Source organism: Lentzea sp. NBRC 105346 (genome assembly GCF_030269605.1).
GTDB lineage: Bacteria > Actinomycetota > Actinomycetes > Mycobacteriales > Pseudonocardiaceae > Lentzea.
The window spans coordinates 140056-161053 of sequence record NZ_BSTQ01000012.1 but is presented as its reverse complement, the minus strand read 5'-3'; the positions used below and the strand labels follow the sequence as shown (position 1 = coordinate 161053).

Below are 20998 nucleotides of genomic sequence, written 5' to 3'. Positions count from 1 at the left end.
AACGGCTCGACGCAGGAGGCGATCATGTCGAGTACTCACTCCTCGCTCGTCGCGGGTTTGCCCGTCACCGAGCGAAAGCTGGACGTGGACGGGTTGTCCACCGCGATCATCGAGGGCGGCGCGGGCCGGCCGGTCGTCCTGTTGCAACCCGAGTTCCGCGCGGTCTGGATGCGGGTGGTCCCGGACCTCGTGACGACCCATCGCGTGATCGCGGCCGACCTGCCCGGACTGGGTGCGTCGGTGTCCGACGGCCGCTTCGACGCGGACCGCGTGCTCGCCTGGCTCGCCGACCTCATCGGCCAGACCTGCGACAGCGCCCCGATCCTCGTGGGCAAGGGGCCGGCCGGTGCCCTCGCGGCCCGCTACGCCATCGACCACGAGGTGGACCGGCTCGTGCTGGTGGACTCACACGGGCTGGCGCCGTTCCGGCCACCGCTCGGCATGATCGTGAGCTTTGCCGGGGTCATGCTGCGGCCGACGGAACGCAGGCTGGACAAGAGCTTCCGGAAGTACTGCTACACCGACGCCGACCGTGTGCGGGCCGACATGGGCGAGTCCTACGACGCGCTGGCCGCCTACGCGCTGGACCTGTTCCGGACCCCGTCGTTCCGGACGGCCATGCGCCGGCTCGGCTCCTGGATGTCCGCGCCGATCCCGCCGGAGGCCCTCGACCGGATCACCGTGCCGACGGCGTTGATCTGGGGACGGCACGACGTGGGGATGCCGCTGCGCGTGGCGGAGGCGGCCAGCGCCCGGTTCGGGTGGCCGCTGCACGTGATCGAGGACGCTCGTGACGACCCTGGGCTCGAGCAGCCCGAGGCGTTCCTGGCCGCGTTCCGCGCTTTCGCGGGCGTCCCCGGCCTCAGGGGGACCCCCGATTTCAATTCTCCCACCGGGGTCTGACAGTTCCGGGGGTGTGACGGCGTGAACGGGCCGTTGACGGGCCGGGTTTCAGCTGAGCGGCGAGGGGCTGAGCGCGGTCCACGCCGGCAGCTCGTCCGCCACTGATAGTTCCGGGGGTGTGGCGGCGTGAACGGGCCGGAGTTCAGCTGAGCAGCGAGGGACGCAGCGCGATCCACGCCCGCAGTTCGTCCGCCACGGACGCCGACCGCACGTGCGGCAGGCACGGTGTGAGCTGGTGGATCTCGTTGCGCAGCCGTCGCACCACCCGCACCTCCTCGGTGGCCCGCGGGTTCAGGGTTCGGACGGTGTCGAGCGCGGCAGCGGCCGAGGCCAGCCACACCCGCAGCACCGAGTCGGGTTCGGACTCCGCCTCCGCGAGAGCACGTGCCAGCGGCACCGGATCCCCGAGGCGCTCGTACGCCAACCGCTCCAGCACCAAGACCAACTCCGGCCGATCGGCGCGCTTCCGGGCCTCCGTGATCAGCGCGTTCCACCAGGACCGGTCACCGGCGCGCCGGTCGGCCCAGGCGGCGCCGTCCACTTCGGACAGGCTCACCAGATGCCTGGCGTCCGCCAGGTCGGCCCCAGCATCTTGAGCACCGTGCCGGGCGATGCGACCTCGGGATCGGTCGCCGCGATCACGCCCATGCCCGTCGACGGTTGCCAGTACTCCGCGTATCCGTCGTTCACGGAACCTCGCGGTTCGAGCTGGAACCCGCGGGCGCGCACGGCGAGGTCGAGATCGCGTAGCAGCAACCGCTTGCGGAACCGGCCATACCGGCTGACCAGCGCCCGGCCGGCGTTACCCCGCAGGAACCGCAGCCGGTGCGTCTGCGCGCCGAAGTAGGTCACCTGGCCGTCCCACCAGCCGAACTCGACTAGACCGGTGTCGGTGAGCGAGCCGGACGGCGCCGGCCACGTGTGGCCGGACCCGAACGCGGCCTCGACATCCACCAACGTGGTCGAGTCCGAGCACCGTTCCGCGCGTCAGCAGGTCGGCGAAGAAGTCGAGATCAGGGGCCAAACCAGCGCTCTTCGGACGCACCGCGCGGGGCGGCCGACGTCTTGCCGATGATCAGCTCGGTGGACAGGTTGACCGACCGCGGACGCGCCCGCTCGTTGGTGTCGAGCAGCAGCTTCCCGGCCGCGCGGCCCTTCTCCAGGACGGGCTGGCGCACGGTCGTGAGACCCGCCTGCTCGGCCTCCCGGATGCCGTCGAAGCCGGTGATCGTGAGGTCGTGCGGCACGCGCAGGCCGCGGCGCGCGGCCTCCTGCATGGCGCCCAGGGCGAGGATGTCCGAGCAGCAGATCAACGCGGTGATCTGCGGGTCCGCGTCGAGCACCTGCGCCGCGGCGGACTCGCCGGAGGCGATGTTGTGGTCGAACCGTTCTACGACCGGGATGCGCGACCAGTCGACGCCCGCCTCGCTGAACGCCTCGGCCAGGCCGGACAGGCGGTTGCGCTGCACGTGGAAGTGCGCGGCGTGCTGGCGTTCCGGCGTCACGAAGCCGTCGTTGCGGTCACGCGCCAGGCGCATGCAGATCACGCCGACCCGGCGGTGTCCCAACGAGATCAGGTGCTGGGCGAGCCCGTACATGGCGCCCTTGTCGTCGATGCCGACGCGGTCGACCGTGCCCATGTCGGGCTGGTCGCACACGACGGTCGGCACGGGGCGCTCGAGCACCGCCGCGAGGTGCGGGTCGTCGTCCGGGACGGAGTACACGACGAATCCGTCGACGCCCGCGCGGTGCACGGAGGCGACGTCCTCGCGCTCCGGGTTCGCGGGTACGAGCAGCAAGCCGGTCCCGGCGTCTTCGCAGGCGAGGGCCAGGCCCTCCAGGAAGCCGATCGCCGCCGGGTCACGGAACGCGTATGACAGGTTCTCGGTGAGCAGCAGGCCGACGGCACCGGCCTTGCGCGTGCGCAAGGACCTCGCCACGGGATCCGGGCCGGGATAACCCAGCCGCCGAGCCGTGTCCAACACCCGGCGACGCAGCTCTGGCGAGAGCTGGTCGGGACGGTTGTAGGCGTTGGACACCGTTGTCCGGGAAACACCCAGCTCAGCGGCCAGAGAGGCCAGCGTCGCGGGGCGTCGCACATGCATCGACCGCGCCATGAAGTGACCGTAACGGTTCAGAACCAATTACTGAAGTGAGGGTGACCCGTGTCCCTCTATTGACGCATCGCCGCAGGTTGACACTTCTGGAGTGTCAAGAACATGGTCCAGACCATTACTAGTCTCGTTTCGGAGGTGAGGTGGACTCACGAACGACGAGGCGCGGCCGGAACACGCGGGTGTAGTTGTCGGTCCCCGGCCTGCGGCGATCCGGATCGAGGCGCAGCACGAGCTCGTCGATCGCGGCCGCCGCCATCTCCTCGATCGGCTGGGCCAGGGTGGTCAGCGCGGGGGAGCAGTACGACGCCATGGGGATGTCGTCGAACCCCACGACCGACAGGTCGCCGGGCACGGACACACCACGCTGGTGTGCCTCGCGCATCACGCCGAGCGCCATGTGGTCCGACGAGCAGATCACCGCGGTCGGGACGACGGTGTCGAACAGCGTCGCCATCGCCTGGCCGCCGCCCTCCGCGCTGAACGGGGCGTGCGCGACGAGGTCGGACCCGGCGGGCAGGTGGTGCTCCTCCAGAGCCGCCGCCCAGCCCGCGCGCTTCAGCCGCGACGGCAGCGAGCGTGCCGGACCGGAGACGAAGCCGATCCGCTCGTGCCCGAGTTCGATCAGGTGTTTGGTGGCGGTGTAGCCCGCGAGTTGTTCGTCCACCGTCACATCGGGCACGTCGAGCGCGGGCGTGGCACCGTTCAGGAAGACCATGTGGACGCCGTCGGCGAGCAGCTTCGCGTAGTAGCTCGGCCGTGGCGCCTGCCCGAGCGGCACCTCGACGTTGGTGATCTCAGGTGACACGAACACCATGCCCTCGACCCCGCGGGCCAGGAGCATCCGGACGTACTCCTCCTCGCCCATCGGGGCGCCGCTGCGGGTGTTGCACAGCAGCGACGAGTACCCGAGCCGCGCGGCGCGCGTCTCCAGCGCCTCGGCGAACGCGGGGAAGACGGGGTTCGAGAGCTCGGGTACCAGCAGGCCGATCACGCCCGTGCGTTGCAATGCGCCCAGGCCACGAGGGCTGTAGGGCATCTCCGACAGCACGGACAGCACGCGCTGCCGGGTCTCCTCGTTGACCCCGGCGCGCCGGTTCAGCACGCGGCTGACCGTCGAGATGCTCACGCCGGCTGCCCTGGCGATCTCGGACAGTCCGGGCACGGCGCCTCCTCTTGAGTGAACGTGGTGACGCAAGCCTGCCGTTTGCAGCAAGTTTTTGCAATGCATCGGCACCGTTACGGCTTGGTTACGGTCGCCCCCCTTGACCTGACCATGCTCATGGGAGTGAAATCCGCAGCAACATTTCGCAAATCCTTGCAGGGACCTCATCGCGGATGAGGCAAGCAGGAGGGAACGGCAGCAACGATGCGACGTACAACCCTCGTGACCGCCATGGCGGCCGGTGTGGCCCTCGTGCTCACCGCTTGCGGTGGCGGCGGCAGCAGCTCGAGCGGCGGCTCCGACTCGGGTGAGGTCACCTTCTGGGACACCAGTGGCCCCAACGAGAGCCCGGTGTTCACCAAGCTCGCCAACGACTGCGCGTCGAAGGGCGGCTACAAGGTCAAGGTCGAGACGGTCGCGTTCGACCAGGCGCTGAACAACTACAAGACCGCCGCGCAGGGTGGTCAGGGCCCGGACGTCTTCCGTTCCGAGGTCGCGTGGGTCTCGCAGCTCGCGAAGAACAGCCTGATCGCCGACGTCAGCGACACCGACCTCGCGAAGGACACCGGCGACTTCCTGGAGACGCCGCTGGGCTCCACCAAGTACGAGGGCAAGACCTACGGCGTCCCGCAGGTCACCGACTCGCTCGCGCTGCTCTACAACAAGAAGAAGCTCGCCGACGCGGGCGTGCAGCCGCCGAAGACGTGGGCCGAGCTGAAGGACGCCGCCGCCAAGCTCGGCGGTGAGAAGTCGTTCTTCCTCAACAACGACGCGTACTACGCGCTGCCGTTCATCTACGGCGCCGGCGGCGACCTGGTCGACGCCTCCGCGAAGAAGATCGTCGTCAACTCCTCGGAGAACGTGAAGGCGCTGCAGACCGCCAAGGGCCTGCTCGACGCCAAGGCCGCGACGACCGCGCTCGACCCGACGAACTCCTACGCCAACATGCAGGCGGCGTTCTCGGCCGGCGAGGCCGCGATGGTCATCAACGGCCCGTGGGCCGTCGCCGACTACCTGAAGGGCGCGGCGTTCAGCGACGCGTCGAACCTCGGCATCGCGCCCGTTCCCGGTGACTCCGCGGGCAAGGGCAGCGCGCCGGTCGGTGGCCACGACTACGTGATCCGCCAGGGCACCAAGGCCAAGCAGTCCTCGATCAAGTTCATCCAGTGCATGAGCTCGGCCGAGTCGCAGGCGTCCATCGCCAAGCAGCTGGGCCTGCTGCCGACCCGCAAGTCCGCGTACTCCAACGCCGACGTCAAGGGCAACGCCGTCGTGTCCGCGTTCGAGCCGGTCGCCAAGGCCGCGCACGCCCGTCCGTGGATCCCCGAGGGCGGCCAGCTGTTCGACCCGCTGAAGATCGCCTACGCCGACGTGCTCGCCGGCAAGAAGGAGGCCAAGGCGGCGCTCGACGAGGTCGCCAAGGCGTACAAGGACACCGTCGTTCCCGAGTACTCGATCGGCTGATCAGGTGTCGTGAGTGCTTTCCGTCGTCCCGGCGACGGAAAGCACTCACGACCCTGTCTGAGGGGAGTTGAGGGTGCGCAGGTTCCTGGAACGGCACTGGTACGCGTACGCGATGGTCCTGCCCGTCGTGGTGGTCATCGCCGTGTTGGTGCTCTACCCGCTCGCGCAGGGCGTGTTCTTCACCTTCACCAACATCAACGAGGCCAACATCGCCAACCCGATCCTCGATCGGCCGGCGACGTACGAGGGCGTTGGTTTCAAGAACTATCTGAACGTGCTGTCCGGCGATCCTTCGTTCGGCTCGTTCTGGTCCACTTTGGTCCGGACGCTGATCTGGACCTTCGCCTGTGTGTTCTTCCACTACGTGATCGGCCTCGGCCTGGCGCTGCTGCTCAACCGCCAGGTGAAGGGCCGCGCGCTCTACCGCGTGCTGCTGATCCTGCCGTGGGCGGTGCCCGCGTTCATCAGCGCGTTCGCGTGGAAGTACATGTTCAACGCGCAGTACGGGATCATCAACCAGTTCCTGCGCTTCCTGGGCCTGTCCGACCCGCCGGTGTGGCTCGGCCAGTCCGACTGGGCGCTGCTCGCCGTGATCATGGTCAACGTGTGGCTGGGCGTGCCGTTCATGATGGTCGCGCTGCTCGGTGGCCTGCAGTCGATTCCGGCTGACCTCTACGAAGCGGCCGAAGTGGACGGTGCCACGCCGTGGCAGCGGTTCGTCAACGTGACTCTGCCGGGCCTGCGTTCGGTGTCGTCGACGGTGATCCTGCTGGGCATCATCTGGACGTTCAACATGTTCCCGGTGATCTACCTGATCGCGGGCCAGAACCCGAACACGCGGATCCTGGTGACGTACGCGTTCGAGCGGTTCTTCTCCGCCGCCTCCCGTGACTTCGCGATCGCGTCGACCTACGGCGTGCTGATCCTGTCCGTGTTGTTGGTCTTCGCGTCGGTCTACCGCCGCGCGCTGCGCAAGCAAGGCGAGGTGTGGTGATGACGCTCGACGCCAGTTCGCTCCAGGTCGTCAAGGCGCAGGATCGCCGGATCAAGCGCGCCGAACGGTCGAAGCTCGCCTCGTTCGGCCTGCACGCCGCGCTGATCGTCGCGTCGCTGATCGCCGTGTTCCCGGTGTTCTGGGTGCTCGTCACGTCGTTCAAGCCGGATGCCCGCGCGGTCGAGCCGACGCCCAAGCTGTTCAATGAGTCCTCTTTGGACAACTACACGCGGATCCTGGCCGGGGAAAAGGGTTCTTTCCTGACCTGGTTCGGCAACTCCGTGCTGATCGCGTTGCTGACGACCCTCATCGCGGTGTTCCTGTCCGCCACGACGGGGTACGCCGCCTCGCGGTTCCGGTTTCCCGGCAAGCGCGGCCTGATGATGCTGTTCCTCGTCGTGCAGATGTTCCCGTTCGCGGTCCTGATCGTGCCGCTGTACAACATCCTGCTCGCGCTGGGCCTGCAGGGGCAGTCGATCGGGCTCGTGCTGGTGTACTGCACGACCTCCGTGCCGTTCTGCACCTACATGCTCAAGGGCTACTTCGACACCATCCCCGCGGACATCGACGAGGCCGGGCGCGTGGACGGGCTGTCGCCTTTCGGCGTGTTCTGGCGGCTGGTCCTGCCGCTGGCCCGGCCGGGTCTCGCGGTCACGTCGTTCTACGCGTTCCTGACGGCATGGGGTGAGGTCGCGTTCGCCTCGGCGTTCCTGTCGGCTGCGGACGAGTCCAAGACGCTGGCCGTCGGGCTGCAGGTGTTCGTGCAGCAGAACCGGACCGAGTGGGGGCACCTCGCCGCCGCCTCGATCCTGGTCGCTATTCCCGCTGTCATCGTGTTCTACCTGGTGCAGCGGTTCCTGGTGACGGGCCTCGCGTCCGGCGCCGTGAAGGGTTAGTCCTTCTTGTCGTAGCGCAGCCTGGCCTGTTCGACCTTGGCCAGGTTGTGCTGCGACCACTCCGCCAGCGAGGCGAAGAGCGGTGCCAGGCTGCGCCCCAGCTCGCTGATCTCGTACTCCACCCGCGGCGGCACCTCGGGGTGGTAGGTCCGTACGACCAGCCCGTCGCGCTCCAGCTGCCGCAGCCGCTGGGTGAGCACCTTCGCCGTGATCGTGCCGATGCGGCGCTCCAGCTCGACGAACCGCTGCGTGCCGTACTCGTTGAGCGTCCACAGGATCGGCGTGGTCCATCGGCTGAACACGATGTCGACCACGGGGGCGATCGGGCACGCCTGTTCTGGCGCCGTCATGGATAGTCACTTTCCTCTAGGTACCTACTATCACCAGGATGTTAGCTTCCCTCGCGATAGCAATTCAACGGACGAGGAGCGACAAAGTGATCGTGGTGACTGGGGCTACCGGCAACGTGGGACGCCCGCTGGTGGAGCTGCTGGGGGACAAGGCCGTCGGGGTGTCGCGGCCACAGGTCGATCTCGCGAAGCCGGAGACGCTCGACCCCGTACTCAAGGGTGCCGACGCGGTGTTCCTGCTATTCGCGGGCGACTTACTGGGCCCGGACACGGACATCGACGCTGTCCTGGACGTCGTCAAGCGCAACGGGGTCCCACGCGTGGTGCTGTTGTCGTCGCAGGGCGCGGGCACGCGGCCGGACATGGTCCCGCACTCGCGGCTCGCCGGGTTCGAGGAGGCCGTGAAGGAGAGTCCGGAGTGGACGATCCTGCAGCCGAGCGGGTTCTTCTCCAACGCCTACGCGTGGGTTCAGCCCATCAAGGAACACGGCATCGCGCCGGCCCCCTTCGCGGACGTCGCGATCCCGTTCGTCGATCCGGCGGACATCGCCGCGGTCGCCGCGAAGGTGCTCACCGAAGACGGTCACAACAAGAGGACGTACGTGCTGACCGGACCCGAGGCGACCACCCCGCGGCAACGGGCCGAGGCGCTCGGCGCGCGGTTCGTGGAGCAGACCGCCGAGGAGGCGCGCGAGCAGATGCTCCGGTTCATGCCGCCGCCCGTTGTGGACGGAACGCTGACCATTCTGGGTGCGCCGACCCCGGAGGAACAGCAGGTCAGCGCGCACGTCGAACAGATCCTCGGCCGAAAGGCGACCACCTTCGAGCAGTGGGCCGCCCGGAACGCGCCCGCGTTCAAATGAGGTGTTCCCGTAAGCGCTTGCAATGAATAGCTTGGCGCCAACGGTGGAAGTGAAAGGTGCGTCACATGGCCGAGGTGTCCTACGTCAAGGCGTCGCGGGTGTTCCCGGGAAACCCGCCCGTCCGAGCGGTCGACGAGCTGTCGCTCGAAGTCGCCGACGGTGAGTTCCTGGTGCTCGTCGGGCCTTCGGGTTCCGGCAAGTCGACCGCGCTGCGCATGCTCGCGGGCCTGGAGGACGTCGACGAGGGCGCCATCAACATCGGCGGCAAGGACGTCACCAACGTGCCGCCGAAGGGCCGGGACATCGCGATGGTGTTCCAGTCGTACGCGCTGTACCCGCACATGACGGTCGCGGAGAACATGGGCTTCGCGCTCAAGCTGCGCGGCGTCAACAAGGCCGAGATCAAGGACAAGGTCGCCGAGGCGGCCAAGATGCTCGACCTGACCAAGTACCTCGACCGCAAGCCGAAGGCACTGTCCGGTGGTCAGCGGCAGCGTGTCGCGATGGGGCGCGCCATCGTGCGTGAGCCGTCCGTGTTCCTCATGGACGAGCCGCTGTCCAACCTGGACGCCAAGCTGCGTGTCGAGACCCGTGCGAACATCGCGGCGCTGCAGCAGCGGCTCGGCACCACGACGATCTACGTCACGCACGACCAGGTCGAGGCCATGACCATGGGCCACCGGGTCGCCGTGCTGAAGGACGGCATCCTGCAGCAGTGCGACACCCCGCGTGCGCTCTACGACAGGCCGGCCAACGCGTTCGTCGCCGGGTTCATCGGCTCGCCGGCCATGAACCTCAAGACGGTTCCGCTGACCGCGGAGGGCGCGAAGCTCGACGGCATCGTCGTGCCGCTGTCGCGCAGCAGCCTCGACGCCGCGAGTGGCGAGCACCTGTCCGAGGTCACGTTCGGCATCCGGCCCGAGGCGCTGGCGCTGGTGCCGTCCGGTGAGCAGGGCATGGAGATGACCGTCGAGCTCGTCGAGGAGCTCGGTGCGGACGCGCTCGTGCACGGTGCGGTCAAGATCGGCGACTCGTCCGAGCGCTTCGTCGTCCGCGTCGACGGCCGGACGCCGCCGTCGCTCGGCCAGGCCGTCAAGGTCGCGGTTCGCGACGCCACCGAGATCCACCTCTTCCACCCGGAGACGGGCGCGCGGCTCGAGAACTGATTTCAGGTCACGCGGGAGCCCCGCGATGCATGTCATGCATCGCGGGGCTCCCGCGTGACAGAAGCGAAGTGATCCACATGCATGAATGGCCACGTCAGCACCCATGCTGACGTGGCCATTTGCACACCCGGCCGGTGGACACGAGGGCCACTCAGCGTTTTAAGATGAACTCGACAACGGTTTCCATTCCTAGATCGAGTGACAGTCGAGGAGCGCCCCCGATGACTCTCCGCAACGCCCTGGTCGCCTTGCTGGCCGCCGTCAGCCTGACCGCGTGCGGGACCGGCGCGACCACGACGGACAACGGCAAGATCAAGGTCGCGGCCTCCACCAACGTGTGGGGCAGCGTCGTCAAGGCCGTCGGCGGCGACGACGTCGAGGTCACCTCGATCATCAACGACCCGTCCGCCGACCCGCACTCCTACGAGAGCAAGCCGGCCGACGTCGCCGCGGTGCAGCAGGCCAAGCTCGTCGTCTTCAACGGCGGCGGTTACGACGACTTCTTCGCCAAGCTCATCCAGAGCGACGACGCCAAGAAGATCGAGGCGTTCCCGTTGTCCGGCCTCGCCGACGCGCACAAGGAAGGCTCCGAAGAGCACGCTGAGGCGAACGAGCACGTCTGGTACGACCTGCCGTCCGTGAAGAAGGTCGCGGACCAGGCCGCGCAGGACCTCGCCGCCATCGCGCCGGACAAGAAGGCCACGTTCGAGGCGAACGCCAAGGACTTCGGCGCCAAGCTCGACGCGCTGCTGGAGCGGGTGCAGAAGCTGAAGCACGGCCAGAACGTCATGGCGACCGAACCCGTCGCGCACTACCTCCTCGAGGCCGCCGCGGCGCACGACGTGACGCCCGTGCAGTTCAGCAAGGCCGTCGAGCAGGAGACCGACGTGCCCGCCGCCGCGCTCGCCGAGGCCAAGCAGCTCGTCGAGAACAAGCAGATCGTCGCGCTGGTCAACAACAGCCAGACCGAGAACCCGGTCGCCAAGCAGCTCGTCGACGACGCCAAGGGCAAGGGCATCGCGATCGTCACCGTGTCCGAGACGCTGCCCGAGGGCGTCACGGGCTACGTTGTCTGGATGACGCAGCAGGTGGACGCGTTGGCCAACGCGCTCGGCAAATGACGGCAGCGGTAACACTGAGCGGAGCGCGGCTGGCCTACGGCGACCGCGTGCTGTGGGACGGCCTCGATCTGGAGGTCGGGACCGGCGAGTTCGTCGCCGTCCTCGGCCCCAACGGCTCCGGCAAGACCAGCCTCATGCGGGTCCTGCTCGGACTGCAGCCCCTGTCGGCGGGCGAGGTCCACATCAAGGGCGGCAACCGGCGCATCGGCTACATCCCGCAGCAGCGCGCGGTCGACCACTCGCTGACGTTGCGCGGCCGCGACCTCGTCGGGTTCGGATTGGACGGACACGAGTGGGGCACCGGCCTGCGTGGCCGACGGGCGCGACGCGCGAAGGTCGACGAGGCGCTCGAAGCGGTCGGCGCCACGGCGTACGCGAGCAAGCCGATCGGGCTGCTGTCCGGAGGTGAGCAGCAACGGCTGCGCGTCGCGCAGGCGCTCGTGGGCGACCCCGAGGTGCTGCTGTGCGACGAACCGTTGCTGTCGCTGGACCTCGCGCACCAGCGCAGTGTTAGCGACCTGATCGACGCGCGCCGGCGGTCTGCGGACACCGCGGTGCTGTTCGTGACGCACGAGATCAACCCGGTCCTGCCGCTCGTCGACCGCGTGCTGTACCTGGTGGACGGCCGGTTCCGGATCGGCAAACCCGCCGAGGTGATGACCTCCGAGACGCTGTCCGAGCTGTACCGGACGAACGTCGAGGTCGTGCGGATCCGCGACCAGATCATCGTCGTGGGCGCGTGCGAGGAGGGCCAGTCGCACCACCTGGCCGAGGAGGAGTCATGACCTTCGGCCAGCTGCTGGGCCTCGACTTCGTCCAGTACGCGCTGATCGCGGGCGCCGTGCTCGGTCTCGTCGCGGGCATCCTCGGACCTCTTGTGGTGACGCGGAAGATGGCGTTCGCCGTGCACGGCACGAGCGAGCTCGCGTTCGCGGGTGGCATGGCCGCGCTGCTGTTCGGCATCAGCGTCGGCTACGGGTCACTGCTCGGTGCCATCGTCGCCGCGTTGCTGCTGGGCCTGTTGAGCCAGCGCGACACCGACCGCGACTCGGTGATCGGTGCCGTTCTCGCGTTCGGCCTCGGCCTCGGCGTGTTGTGCCTCGCGCTCTACAAAGGACGGGCGGGCAACAAGCTCGGCCTGCTGACCGGACAGATCATCGGCGTCGACAGCACGAACCTGTGGCTGCTCGCCGGGTCCTCGGTGGTGGTGCTGATCGCGCTGGCGTTCATCTACCGGCCGTTGCACTTCGCGTCCGTGGACCCGGATGTCGCTGTCGCGCGCGGAGTTCCGGTGCGCGCGTTGTCGATCGTCTTCGCCGTGCTGGTCGGCATCGCGACCGCGCTCAGCGTGCAGATCGTTGGCGCGCTGCTCGTGCTGGCCCTGATGATCACGCCGGCCGCGGCCGCCTGCCGCGTCACGGCGTCGCCGTTGCGCGCCACCGTGTCGGCCGTCGTCTTCGCCGAGGTCGCCGTCGTCGGCGGGATCCTGCTGTCGCTGGCGTTCCAGCTGCCGGTCAGCCCGTTCGTCACGACCATCAGCTTCGTGATATATCTCGTATGCAGAGGTATCGGGCACCGTCAGGTGCGGTCCACATAGTGGACTGGCGCAACGGCCGGCTTTCCCCTGCTCGGCGCGCTGACCAGGTGGCGTAACACAGGCGTAACAAACTCGTCTTGGTTCGCCGTCCAGACTGTGGCGCATGACCAGCAGCCATCGTGACGGATCACCCGAGCGGCGCCTCCGCGCCGACCGGGCCCGTCAGGCTGCCGACGTCATCCGCCAGCAGGTCGTGCAACGCGCGTTCCCGGACGGCGTGCTGCCCGACGAGCGGTTCCTCGCGACCGAGTTCTCCGTGTCGCGCAACAGCATTCGCGAGGCGCTCGACCTGTTGCGCGAGGAGGGCCTCATCGACCGTGTGCCGGGTGTCGGCACGGTCGTCGTCGCGCGGAAGTACTCCCACGGGCTGAACCAGCTGATGGGCCTCGCCGAGACGCTGCACGAGCACGGCACCGTCACCAACGACGTGCGCGCGCTGCGCGTGATCAAGGCGCCGTCGTCCGTCGCGGCACGGCTCGGCTCCGCGGAAGTCGTTTATGTGGAACGGTTGCGGCGGTTGAACGGCCTGCCGCTGTCGCTCGACCTCACGTACCTCACGCTGGACGTGGGCGAGCCGTTGCTGTCGCAGGACCTCGAGAACCGCGACATCTTCTCGTTGATCGAGCAGACCTCCGGTCAGCGGCTGGGCACCGCGGTCGTGTCGCTGGAAGCCGTCAACGCCGACGCGCACTCCGCCACCGTGCTGGAGGTTCCGCGCGGAGCGGCGCTGCTGGTCGTGGAACGGCTGAGCCACTTCGCGGACGGCCGCCCGGTGGACCTGGAGTTCATCCGCATGCGGGGCGATCGCCTCACCATGCGTGCGGAGCTGCGGAGGACGTCGTCATGAACGTCGCGCCGCGGTTCCGTCTGCACGTGGATCTTCGCCGCACCGCTTCAGCAATCTGTAGCTGAGCGCTGCCCAGTTCCCCCTTCTATTACCAGGAGACCATTCATGGCTCTGGTCAACAACCGTGCCGACGTTCCGGTGACGATCAACGAATCCAAGTGCATCGACGGCTGCCGGCTGTGCGTCGACATGTGCCCGCTCGACTCGCTGGCGATCAACCCCGAGACCAACAAGGCCTACATGCACGTCGACGAGTGCTGGTACTGCGGCCCGTGCGCCGCCCGCTGCCCCACGGACGCGGTGACCATCAACATGCCCTATCTGTTGCGGTGAAAGGGAAACCCATGCGCAGACTGCTGCTGCCCCTGTTGTTCCTCGTCACCGCGTGCGGGACGGGGTCCGCGTCCGGCGAGAAGGTGCCGGTCGTGATCGGTTACCAGTCGAAGACCATCAACACCGTCACTGCGGGAACCCTCCTAAGGGACAAGGGTTTCTTCGAGCAACGCCTGAAGGAGCTCGGCAAGAAGACCGGTAAGACCTACGAGGTCACCTGGCAGGACTACGACACCGGCGCGCCGATCACCGCGCAGATGATCGCGGGCAAGATCGACATCGGTTCGATGGGCGACTTCCCGTTGCTCATCAACGGTTCCCGCACGCAGAAGCAGGGTGAGGACGGCACGCGCATGCTGTCCGTCACCGGCTACAACGCCAAGGGCGGGCTGAACACCGTCGTCGTGCCGCCGAACTCGACCGCGAAGACGCTGGCCGATCTCGCCGGGCAGAAGGTGTCGGCGAGCGTCGGCTCGGCCGGGCACGGAACGCTCGTCCGCGCCCTCGGCGATGTGAAGGTCACCGTCGAGAACCAGCAGCCGTCGGTCGGCGCGTCGGCGCTGCAGTCCGGGAACGTCGCGGCGCTGTCGCAGTTCGTGGCCTGGCCGGGCGCGCTGGTGTTCGCCAAGCAGGCCAAGGTGTTGTTCGACGGTTCGGCGCTGAACCTGCCTACGTTGCACGGCGTCGTGGTGCGCAACCGGTTCACCCAGCAGCAGCCCGACGTGGTGCGCGAGTTCCTGCGGGCGCAGCTCGACGCGACGAAGTTCCTGCACGAGAAGCCTTTGGAGGCAGCCGAAATCGTCGCGAAGGCGACCACGCTGCCGGTCGAGGTCGTCTACCTCTACAACGGGCCGAACGGCGTCTCGACGTTCGACCTGTCGCTGAAGTCCGTGCTGCGCAAGGCGTTGAAGGAGGACGTGCCGTTCCTCAAGTCGATCGGCAACATCGAGGAGCTCGACGTCGACAAGTTCATCGACGACCAGCCGTTGAAGGACGTCATCGCCGGCACCGAGGACCTCACGAACCCGGCGAAGATCGCCGCCGGGGAGCCGGCCACGGCGAGCGAGGTCTGGTTCGACGGTGAGGCCGCGCCGCGTCCGGTCGCGACGCCGACCGAGCTGTTGAAGCTCATCAACTCCGAGGGCAAGAAGGTCCGCACCGGGTACGTGCCGGACACGGAACTGGGCACGCGGTGGTTCGCGGACCACGTGTTCTGGGTCAACGACAACGGGAAGCTGCTGCCGTTCACGACCGAGGCCGCGGCCGCCAGGCACGGCGCCGTGCTGACGTTCGAGCAGGCTCTCGCGGCTGCGGGCAAGTGATGCGATGGGTGCTGAGGGGCGGCTCTCTTGTGGTGGGGCTAGTCCTGTGGCAGGTGCTGACCGCGTCGGACACCGAGGCGTGGCTGCGGTTCTCGCAGCTGCCGACGGTCGTCGAGGTGGCCGAGCGGTTCGCACAGCAGGTGGGCGACGCGCAGTACTACCACGACCTCGGCAGCAGCCTGGCGCGCATCGGCGCGGGGTTCCTGCTGGCGGCCGCGCTGGGCATCTCGCTCGGCGTGGTCGTCGCCCGGTCGCGGGTGCTGGGTGATCTGCTGCAACCGTCGCTGGAAGTGGTGCGGCCGATCCCGGCCATCGCGCTGGTGCCGATCGCGATCCTGCTGTTCCCGACCGACGAGCAGGGGATCGTGTTCATCACGTTCGTCGCCGCGTTCTTCCCGATCCTCGTGTCCACGCGGCATGCCGTGCGCGCGTTGCCGACGATCTGGGAGGACGCGATCCGCACGATGGGCGCGAGCCGGTCCCAGGTGCTGTTCCGGGTGGTGCTGCCGGGCACGCTGCCCGGCGTGTTCGGCGGGCTGTCCGTCGGCATGGGTGTCGCGTGGATCTGCGTGATCTCCGCGGAGATGATCTCCGGCCAGTTCGGCGTCGGGTACCGGACGTGGCAGGCGTACACGGTCGTCGACTACCCCGGCGTGATCGTCGGGATGATCACGATCGGGCTGCTCGGCTGGCTGACGTCGGCCGGGGTGGAACTGCTCGGACGCCGGGTCACCCGGTGGCTGCCAAGGGAGGCCGCGATATGAGCGTGGTGATCTCCGGCCTGACCGTCTCCTATGGACGATCGGCCGTCTTGTCCGGTCTGGATCTGTCGGTGTCACAAGGAGAACTGCTCGTCGTCGCAGGCCCGTCCGGCTGCGGCAAGTCGACGCTGCTGCGCGCGGTGGCCGGGCTGGTGCCGTTCACCGGGCAGGTGCTCGTGGACGGTGTGCCGGTGCGCGGCACGTCGCGCGAGCGGGCGATGGTGTTCCAGGAGGACGGTCTGCTGCCGTGGCGCTCGGCGTTGCGCAACGTCGAGCTTCCGCTTGCCCTGCAAGGGGTTTCGCGCGAGTCCCGCCGGTCGACCGCGTTGGCGTGGCTCGACCGCGTCGGCCTGACCGGGTTCGAGGACTACCTGCCGCGCAGCCTGTCCGGCGGCATGCGGCAACGGGTCCAGCTCGCCCGGACGCTCGCGCAGGCGCCCGCGCTGGTGCTGATGGACGAGCCGTTCGGGGCGCTGGACGCGCAGACCCGTTCGACGATGCAGCGGCTGGTGGCCGAGGTGCTGCGGGAGACCGGCACGACGACGATCTTCGTGACGCACGACGTCGACGAGGCCGTGCTGCTGGGAGACCGGGTGGTCGTGCTCGGCGCGGGCGAGGTCGACGTGCACCGCGACGCGATCCTCAAGGCGGTGATGGCGTGAACCTGTCCTGTGACGTCCTGGTGATCGGCGGCGGGACGGCCGGTTCGATGGCCGCGATCACCGCCGCCGAGCACGGCCGCGACGTGTTGTTGCTGGAGAAGGCGCACGTGCGGCACTCCGGCGCGCTGGCGATGGGCATGGACGGCGTCAACAACGCCGTCATCCCGGGGAAAGCGCGGCCCGAGGACTACGTCGCCGAGATCACCCGCGCCAACGACGGCATCGTCAACCAGCGCACGATCATGCAGACCGCGACGCGCGGGTTCGAGATGGTGCAACGGCTCGAGCGCTACGGCGTGAAGTTCGAGAAGGACTCGTTCGGCGACTACCACGTGCGCCAGGTGCATCGGTCCGGCAGCTACGTGCTGCCGATGCCGGAGGGCAAGGACGTCAAGAAGGTCCTGTACCGGGTCATGCGGGAACGTTCCATGCGGTCGAAGATCCGCATCGAGAACCGCGTGATGCCCGTGCGGGTGCTCGTCTCGGATGGACGTGCCGTCGGCGCCGCCGGGTTCAACACCCGCACGGGCGAGTTCGTGACCGTGTCCGCGGGTGCGGTGATCCTCGCGACCGGCGCGTCCGGACGGCTGGGCCTGCCCGCGTCCGGCTATCTCTATGGCACCTACGAGAATCCGACGAACGCCGGCGACGGTTACTCGATGGCGTATCACGCGGGCGCCGAACTGTCCGGGATCGAGTGCTTCCAGATCAACCCGCTGATCAAGGACTACAACGGGCCGGCGTGCGCTTATGTCGGCAACCCGTTCGGCGCTTATCAGGTGAACTCGCTCGGGGAACGGTTCGTCGACTGCGACTACTGGTCGGGTCAGATGATGGCCGAGGTGGCTTCCGAGATCGAATCCGCGCGCGGACCGATCTATTTGAAGGTCACTCATCTCCCGGAGGAGTCGATCTCCGCGCTGGAAGGCATTCTGCACACCACGGAACGCCCTTCTCGTGGCACTTTCCACGCGGGGCGTGGGCACGACTACCGCACACATGACATCGAGATGCACATTTCCGAGATCGGTCTCTGTGGCGGACATTCCGCTTCGGGTGTGTGGGTCGACGAGAACGGGCTGACGACCGTGCCCGGACTTTATGCCGCGGGTGATCTCGCGTGCGTTCCGCACAACTACATGATCGGCGCATTCGTGTTCGGCGATCTCGCCGGTGCGCATGCCTCGTCTCATTTGGTGCGGGACCTGCCGTTGCCTTTGGACCAGGTGGAGGAAGCCCGGTCGTTGATCTACCGGCACCTCGACCATCCGGACGGCCCGCCGCAACCGCAGGTGGAGTACAAGCTGCGCCGGTTCGTGAACGACTATGTGGCGCCGCCGAAGAGCGAGACAAAGCTGATGATCGCTTTGGAGACGTTCGCGCGGATGTCCGGCGAAATCGCTCAGATGGGCGCCAGGACGCCGCACGAGCTCATGCGGTGCGTCGAGGTGTCGTTCATCCGGGACTGCGCGGAAATGGCCGCACAGGCCTCGCTGATGCGCACGGAGAGCCGCTGGGGGCTCTACCACCAGCGGGTCGACCTGCCCGCGCGTGACGACTCGTCGTGGTTCCACCACCTCAACCTGCGCAAGAACGCCCAGGGCGAGATGGAGTTCGTCAAACGCCCGGTCAACCCGTATCTGGTGCCGGTCGAGGGCGTCACGCACCGGACGGGTTCTTTCGAGTACCTCGGGAGCCGGTCGGTGTCGGCGGCATCGTCCACTGTGGACTCGACCGACGGTTCCGGGGAGGTCGCGTCGCCCCGGCTGCTCGAGCTGCTGGCGCTGGTCGACGAACAGCCGTCGCTAGCCGACCTGCGGCCGTTCCTGGCCGACGGTGACGCCGCCGTCCGTCGGGCGGCGGTGGCGGTGCTGACCGAGGCGGTACCTGTCGGGTTCGAGTTCGCGCTGGTCGAGGCCATGGCGGACCCGTTCGTACGGGCCGAGGCGGCGGCCGGGTTGCGGGAGCTCGTCGAGGTCGTACCCGCGAGCGACGCCTTGCGTGTGGCGCTGGAGGCCTCACCCGCGCGGGCGGCGGCCCTGGAGGCTCTGTGGGCGCTGAAGCTCGGTACCGCGGCGGTCTACGCGGCCGCGCTGGACGACCCGGATCCCGAGGCCCGTGCGGCCGCGATCCGCGGTCTGGTGGCGCTGCGGGAGACCGCTCTGCTGGCTCGGGCGGCCGCTGATCCGGAGCGTGAGCTTCGCGTTCTGGTGGCGCGAGGCATAGACGATCCCGATGTCCTGTCCGCTCTGGCGGTCGATCCGGACCTGTTCGTGCGGGCCGCCGCGCTGGAGTCCGCGGGCCGCGTCGGCTATCCGCCGGAGCTGCACGCGCTGGGTCTGGCGGCGTTGTCCGACCCGGCGTGGGAGGTGCGGGTGGGGGCCGTGCGGGCGCTGTCCACGCCGGATCCGATCCTGCCTGCACTGAGTGACGTGAACCTGGACGTCCGGAAGGCGGCGGTGCGGGCGTTGACGCGGTGGGCGGACCGGACACCGGTCGCGCTGGCGCTGAAACGGGCGCTGGACGACTCGGACGCGGATGTGCGCGCCTACGCCCGGCGAGCCCTGGAGGTCACGCGGAGCGGGTCGTGAGGGGCATGGTTGGCGCGCGAACCCCAAAAGGGCAGCCCCCACCCGTCCCGGGGGGCGTCCCCGGCTCCAGTCTACCGGCAAAGCCGCAGGTCAAGTGGCCGTTCACCGATCTGTGGATAACTCGGGTCACGCGGAGCGGGTCGTGATGGGCTTGGTGATGTCGTCGTGCCGCGGCGCCGGCATCAGGCGCGGCGGGATGTCCAGGCCGGCGACCCGGACCTGGTTGCGGCCGTTCTCCTTGGCCTTGTAGAGCGCGGCGTCGGCGGAGTGCTGGGCCGCGGCCAGCGAGTCGCCGTTGTCCGGGATGACGGCGAGGCCGATGGACGACGAGATGGCGCGCAGGTCGACGTCGCTGTCGTCGGGGGCCGGCAGCTCGCGGCCGTACAGGGTGACGGTGTTGCGGTGCTTGTCGGTGGTGAGAACGGCCAGCTCACCGATGGCCTCGCGGATGCGCTCGGCGATCGCCACGCCCTGGGCCAGGCCGGTCTCCGCGAGGGCCACGACGAACTCCTCGCCACCGTCGCGGGCGGCGACGTCGCCGGGGCGGAGCTTGTCGCGCAGGATGCGGCCGACCTCGGCGAGCACGGCGTTGCCCGCGGGGTGGCCCCACGTGTCGTTGATGCGCTTGAAGTGGTCCAGGTCGATGACCAGCACGGTCACCGGCTGGTTGTCCGTCATGCACCGGTTGACCAGGCGGCCCGCGTACTCGGCCAGGCCGGTGGTGTTGAGCAGGCCCGTGCGGAAGTCGGTGTGCGAGTCCTTGATCAGCTGCTGGTGGGCCTGGCGCTGCTCGCGGAGCAGGCGTTCCATGTGCGCGTTGCGCTGCCTGGCCTCTTCCAGCATCTTGTTGATCGCGATCATCGGGAACAACGCCAGCAGCGGCGCCGCCCAGTGCACGACCATGAGCAGGCCGATCACGGCACCGCCGGTCAGGGTGATGACGTCGAGCAGGTTCTCGCTGCGGCTGCCGAGGGTGGACTTGAACGCGCGGTCGGGCAGCGTCAGCTTCATCGCGAGACCGACCATCACGGCCTGCAGCGCGCCGTAGACGGCGCCGGCGGACAGGATCAGCGTGAAGAACGTGACGTCGGTGTACCAGTCGTGGTGCGCGTGCGGCCACGTGTTCGCCCACCAGATGATCCCGGACGCGGTGAGTGCGCTCACCAGCATGCTGACCGTGGTGAACACGTAGCGGTGCGGGGAGCGCCGGGCGATCTGCAGCATCATGAGGCGGACCAGCACGATCTGGGCGATGGCCAGGCTCGGGGGCAGCGCGACGACGGCGGCGAACGTCCAGACGGACGTGAGCATGATGTGCGGGCCCTGAGCCGCGTCACGGCGGCTTTCTTCGGCCCTTCGGACGGCGACCAAATGGACCACCATGGCGAACGCCAAACCGGTGGCGCGGATGATGTCGATTTTTGACGGCAGCGGCCAGTGCGTGAGCACAAGCGCCAGTACAACGAGTAGCGAAAGCTCTACGGTGAGTAGATAGGCGATAGCCTTTCGCGGCAAACGCCAAAGTTCCCAGTCACCCAATCGCTTCCACATCGTTGTGCTGGTTCGACGCCAACCCGTCAAAATCGAACTCACATATCCCCCCTCGGTCTCCGGTCGGTCACACTGTTCCGGGGGTCCTGGTACGTGCTCATCTGGCCTCGTCTCCTCGGGAGGTGATCGTCGTGCGTGACGACCGCGAGTGGTGATCTCCCGCTCAGACAGTTTCCCCTGTTCAGTCCCCCCGGTGATCAGGAAGTAGGTCCGTCATGCGTGATGACCGCGAGTGGTGATCTTGTTGTTCGCCTCCCTTTCACCTCGTCGGCGAGCTCCTCTACCTAGTAATCGCAAC

The 20998-nt window shown here is 68.2% G+C and carries 21 protein-coding genes; 15 read left to right on the top strand and 6 right to left on the bottom strand.

Annotated features, from left to right (window positions below):
• Positions 1–24: 24 nt before the first annotated feature.
• Entirely contained in the window at positions 25–903 is an 879-nt protein-coding gene (locus QSK35_RS25125) for an alpha/beta fold hydrolase (protein ID WP_285749934.1), read from the top strand.
• 142 nt (positions 904–1045) lie between these two features.
• On the opposite strand, the gene QSK35_RS25120 is transcribed toward QSK35_RS25125, so the two are convergent.
• The 4 genes from QSK35_RS25120 to QSK35_RS25105 all read right to left on the bottom strand — a co-directional run bounded on the left by QSK35_RS25120 (position 1046) and on the right by QSK35_RS25105 (position 4182).
• Complete coding sequence (locus tag QSK35_RS25120; RefSeq protein WP_285749933.1) at positions 1046–1459, bottom strand: hypothetical protein; 414 nt, start codon at positions 1457–1459, stop codon at positions 1046–1048.
• On the bottom strand, positions 1456–1857 hold the full coding sequence (locus tag QSK35_RS25115; RefSeq protein ID WP_285749932.1) for a hypothetical protein: 402 nt from the start codon (positions 1855–1857) through the stop codon (positions 1456–1458). Before QSK35_RS25115 ends, QSK35_RS25120 begins: the two co-directional genes overlap by 4 nt.
• A gap of 59 nt (positions 1858–1916) precedes the next feature.
• Positions 1917–3020, bottom strand: coding sequence for a LacI family DNA-binding transcriptional regulator (locus QSK35_RS25110; protein ID WP_285749931.1), 1104 nt, complete (start codon positions 3018–3020; stop codon positions 1917–1919).
• A gap of 118 nt (positions 3021–3138) precedes the next feature.
• The gene (locus QSK35_RS25105) at positions 3139–4182 is read right to left on the bottom strand and encodes a LacI family DNA-binding transcriptional regulator (protein WP_285749930.1); all 1044 of its coding nucleotides are present in this window, start codon (positions 4180–4182) and stop codon (positions 3139–3141) included.
• Positions 4183–4386: 204 nt separating this feature from the next.
• Here QSK35_RS25105 and QSK35_RS25100 point away from each other — a divergent pair, with 204 nt between their 5' ends.
• The 3 genes from QSK35_RS25100 (at position 4387) to QSK35_RS25090 (ending at position 7536) form a co-directional block, all read left to right on the top strand.
• Positions 4387–5646 (top strand): extracellular solute-binding protein, encoded by a 1260-nt coding sequence (locus QSK35_RS25100; protein WP_285749929.1) that lies wholly within the window; start codon positions 4387–4389, stop codon positions 5644–5646.
• Positions 5647–5719: 73 nt separating this feature from the next.
• On the top strand, positions 5720–6640 hold the full coding sequence (locus tag QSK35_RS25095; RefSeq protein ID WP_502881712.1) for a carbohydrate ABC transporter permease: 921 nt from the start codon (positions 5720–5722) through the stop codon (positions 6638–6640).
• Positions 6640–7536 (top strand): sugar ABC transporter permease, encoded by an 897-nt coding sequence (locus QSK35_RS25090; protein ID WP_285749928.1) that lies wholly within the window; start codon positions 6640–6642, stop codon positions 7534–7536. Before QSK35_RS25095 ends, QSK35_RS25090 begins: the two co-directional genes overlap by 1 nt.
• Here the strand turns inward: QSK35_RS25090 and QSK35_RS25085 are convergent.
• Positions 7533–7886 carry a winged helix-turn-helix transcriptional regulator gene (locus tag QSK35_RS25085; protein ID WP_285749927.1) on the bottom strand — a complete coding sequence of 118 codons (354 nt, stop codon included), beginning with the start codon at positions 7884–7886 and terminating at the stop codon, positions 7533–7535. The two genes, QSK35_RS25090 and QSK35_RS25085, sit on opposite strands and share 4 nt — an antisense overlap.
• 86 nt (positions 7887–7972) lie before the next feature.
• Between QSK35_RS25085 and QSK35_RS25080 the strand changes: the two genes are divergently transcribed.
• From QSK35_RS25080 to QSK35_RS25030, 11 genes are all read left to right on the top strand, one after another.
• Positions 7973–8749, top strand: coding sequence for an SDR family oxidoreductase (locus QSK35_RS25080; RefSeq protein ID WP_285749926.1), 777 nt, complete (start codon positions 7973–7975; stop codon positions 8747–8749).
• Positions 8750–8814: 65 nt separating this feature from the next.
• Positions 8815–9915 (top strand): ABC transporter ATP-binding protein, encoded by a 1101-nt coding sequence (locus QSK35_RS25075; protein WP_285749925.1) that lies wholly within the window; start codon positions 8815–8817, stop codon positions 9913–9915.
• A 221-nt stretch (positions 9916–10136) separates the two neighbouring features.
• Positions 10137–11036, top strand: a complete 900-nt coding sequence (locus QSK35_RS25070) for a metal ABC transporter solute-binding protein, Zn/Mn family (protein ID WP_285749924.1) — start codon at positions 10137–10139, stop codon at positions 11034–11036.
• Entirely contained in the window at positions 11033–11821 is a 789-nt protein-coding gene (locus QSK35_RS25065) for a metal ABC transporter ATP-binding protein (protein ID WP_285749923.1), read from the top strand. The genes QSK35_RS25070 and QSK35_RS25065 overlap by 4 nt, the downstream gene beginning before the upstream one ends.
• Positions 11818–12633: a metal ABC transporter permease gene (locus QSK35_RS25060; protein ID WP_285749922.1), complete on the top strand. Its 816-nt coding sequence runs from the start codon at positions 11818–11820 to the stop codon at positions 12631–12633. Before QSK35_RS25065 ends, QSK35_RS25060 begins: the two co-directional genes overlap by 4 nt.
• 103 nt (positions 12634–12736) lie before the next feature.
• Entirely contained in the window at positions 12737–13480 is a 744-nt protein-coding gene (locus tag QSK35_RS25055; RefSeq protein WP_285749921.1) for a GntR family transcriptional regulator, read from the top strand.
• A gap of 105 nt (positions 13481–13585) precedes the next feature.
• Positions 13586–13813 carry a 4Fe-4S dicluster domain-containing protein gene (locus QSK35_RS25050; protein ID WP_285749920.1) on the top strand — a complete coding sequence of 76 codons (228 nt, stop codon included), beginning with the start codon at positions 13586–13588 and terminating at the stop codon, positions 13811–13813.
• 11 nt (positions 13814–13824) lie between these two features.
• Entirely contained in the window at positions 13825–15135 is a 1311-nt protein-coding gene (locus QSK35_RS25045; protein WP_285749919.1) for an ABC transporter substrate-binding protein, read from the top strand.
• 32 nt (positions 15136–15167) lie between these two features.
• Entirely contained in the window at positions 15168–15899 is a 732-nt protein-coding gene (locus QSK35_RS25040) for an ABC transporter permease (RefSeq protein WP_285749918.1), read from the top strand.
• A complete protein-coding gene (locus tag QSK35_RS25035) occupies positions 15896–16558 on the top strand; it encodes an ABC transporter ATP-binding protein (protein WP_285749917.1) in 663 nt (220 codons plus the stop codon). The genes QSK35_RS25040 and QSK35_RS25035 overlap by 4 nt, the downstream gene beginning before the upstream one ends.
• Positions 16555–19149 (top strand): fumarate reductase/succinate dehydrogenase flavoprotein subunit, encoded by a 2595-nt coding sequence (locus QSK35_RS25030; RefSeq protein WP_285749916.1) that lies wholly within the window; start codon positions 16555–16557, stop codon positions 19147–19149. The genes QSK35_RS25035 and QSK35_RS25030 overlap by 4 nt, the downstream gene beginning before the upstream one ends.
• Positions 19150–19275: 126 nt before the next feature.
• Here the strand turns inward: QSK35_RS25030 and QSK35_RS25025 are convergent, their stop codons facing one another.
• On the bottom strand, positions 19276–20598 hold the full coding sequence (locus tag QSK35_RS25025; RefSeq protein WP_285749915.1) for a GGDEF domain-containing protein: 1323 nt from the start codon (positions 20596–20598) through the stop codon (positions 19276–19278).
• Positions 20599–20998: the final 400 nt, after the last annotated feature.

Excerpts from the sequence above, each read along its gene's own strand:
- QSK35_RS25125 (WP_285749934.1), top strand. The coding sequence starts at position 25 with ATGTCGAGTACTCACTCCTCGCTCGTCGCGGGTTTGCCCGTCACCGAG.
- QSK35_RS25110 (WP_285749931.1), bottom strand. The coding sequence starts at position 3,020 with ATGGCGCGGTCGATGCATGTGCGACGCCCCGCGACGCTGGCCTCTCTG.
- QSK35_RS25100 (WP_285749929.1), top strand. The coding sequence starts at position 4,387 with ATGCGACGTACAACCCTCGTGACCGCCATGGCGGCCGGTGTGGCCCTC.
- QSK35_RS25090 (WP_285749928.1), top strand. The coding sequence starts at position 6,640 with ATGACGCTCGACGCCAGTTCGCTCCAGGTCGTCAAGGCGCAGGATCGC.
- QSK35_RS25085 (WP_285749927.1), bottom strand. The coding sequence starts at position 7,886 with ATGACGGCGCCAGAACAGGCGTGCCCGATCGCCCCCGTGGTCGACATC.
- QSK35_RS25075 (WP_285749925.1), top strand. The coding sequence starts at position 8,815 with ATGGCCGAGGTGTCCTACGTCAAGGCGTCGCGGGTGTTCCCGGGAAAC.
- QSK35_RS25070 (WP_285749924.1), top strand. The coding sequence starts at position 10,137 with ATGACTCTCCGCAACGCCCTGGTCGCCTTGCTGGCCGCCGTCAGCCTG.
- QSK35_RS25065 (WP_285749923.1), top strand. The coding sequence starts at position 11,033 with ATGACGGCAGCGGTAACACTGAGCGGAGCGCGGCTGGCCTACGGCGAC.
- QSK35_RS25060 (WP_285749922.1), top strand. The coding sequence starts at position 11,818 with ATGACCTTCGGCCAGCTGCTGGGCCTCGACTTCGTCCAGTACGCGCTG.
- QSK35_RS25055 (WP_285749921.1), top strand. The coding sequence starts at position 12,737 with ATGACCAGCAGCCATCGTGACGGATCACCCGAGCGGCGCCTCCGCGCC.
- QSK35_RS25050 (WP_285749920.1), top strand. The coding sequence starts at position 13,586 with ATGGCTCTGGTCAACAACCGTGCCGACGTTCCGGTGACGATCAACGAA.
- QSK35_RS25045 (WP_285749919.1), top strand. The coding sequence starts at position 13,825 with ATGCGCAGACTGCTGCTGCCCCTGTTGTTCCTCGTCACCGCGTGCGGG.
- QSK35_RS25035 (WP_285749917.1), top strand. The coding sequence starts at position 15,896 with ATGAGCGTGGTGATCTCCGGCCTGACCGTCTCCTATGGACGATCGGCC.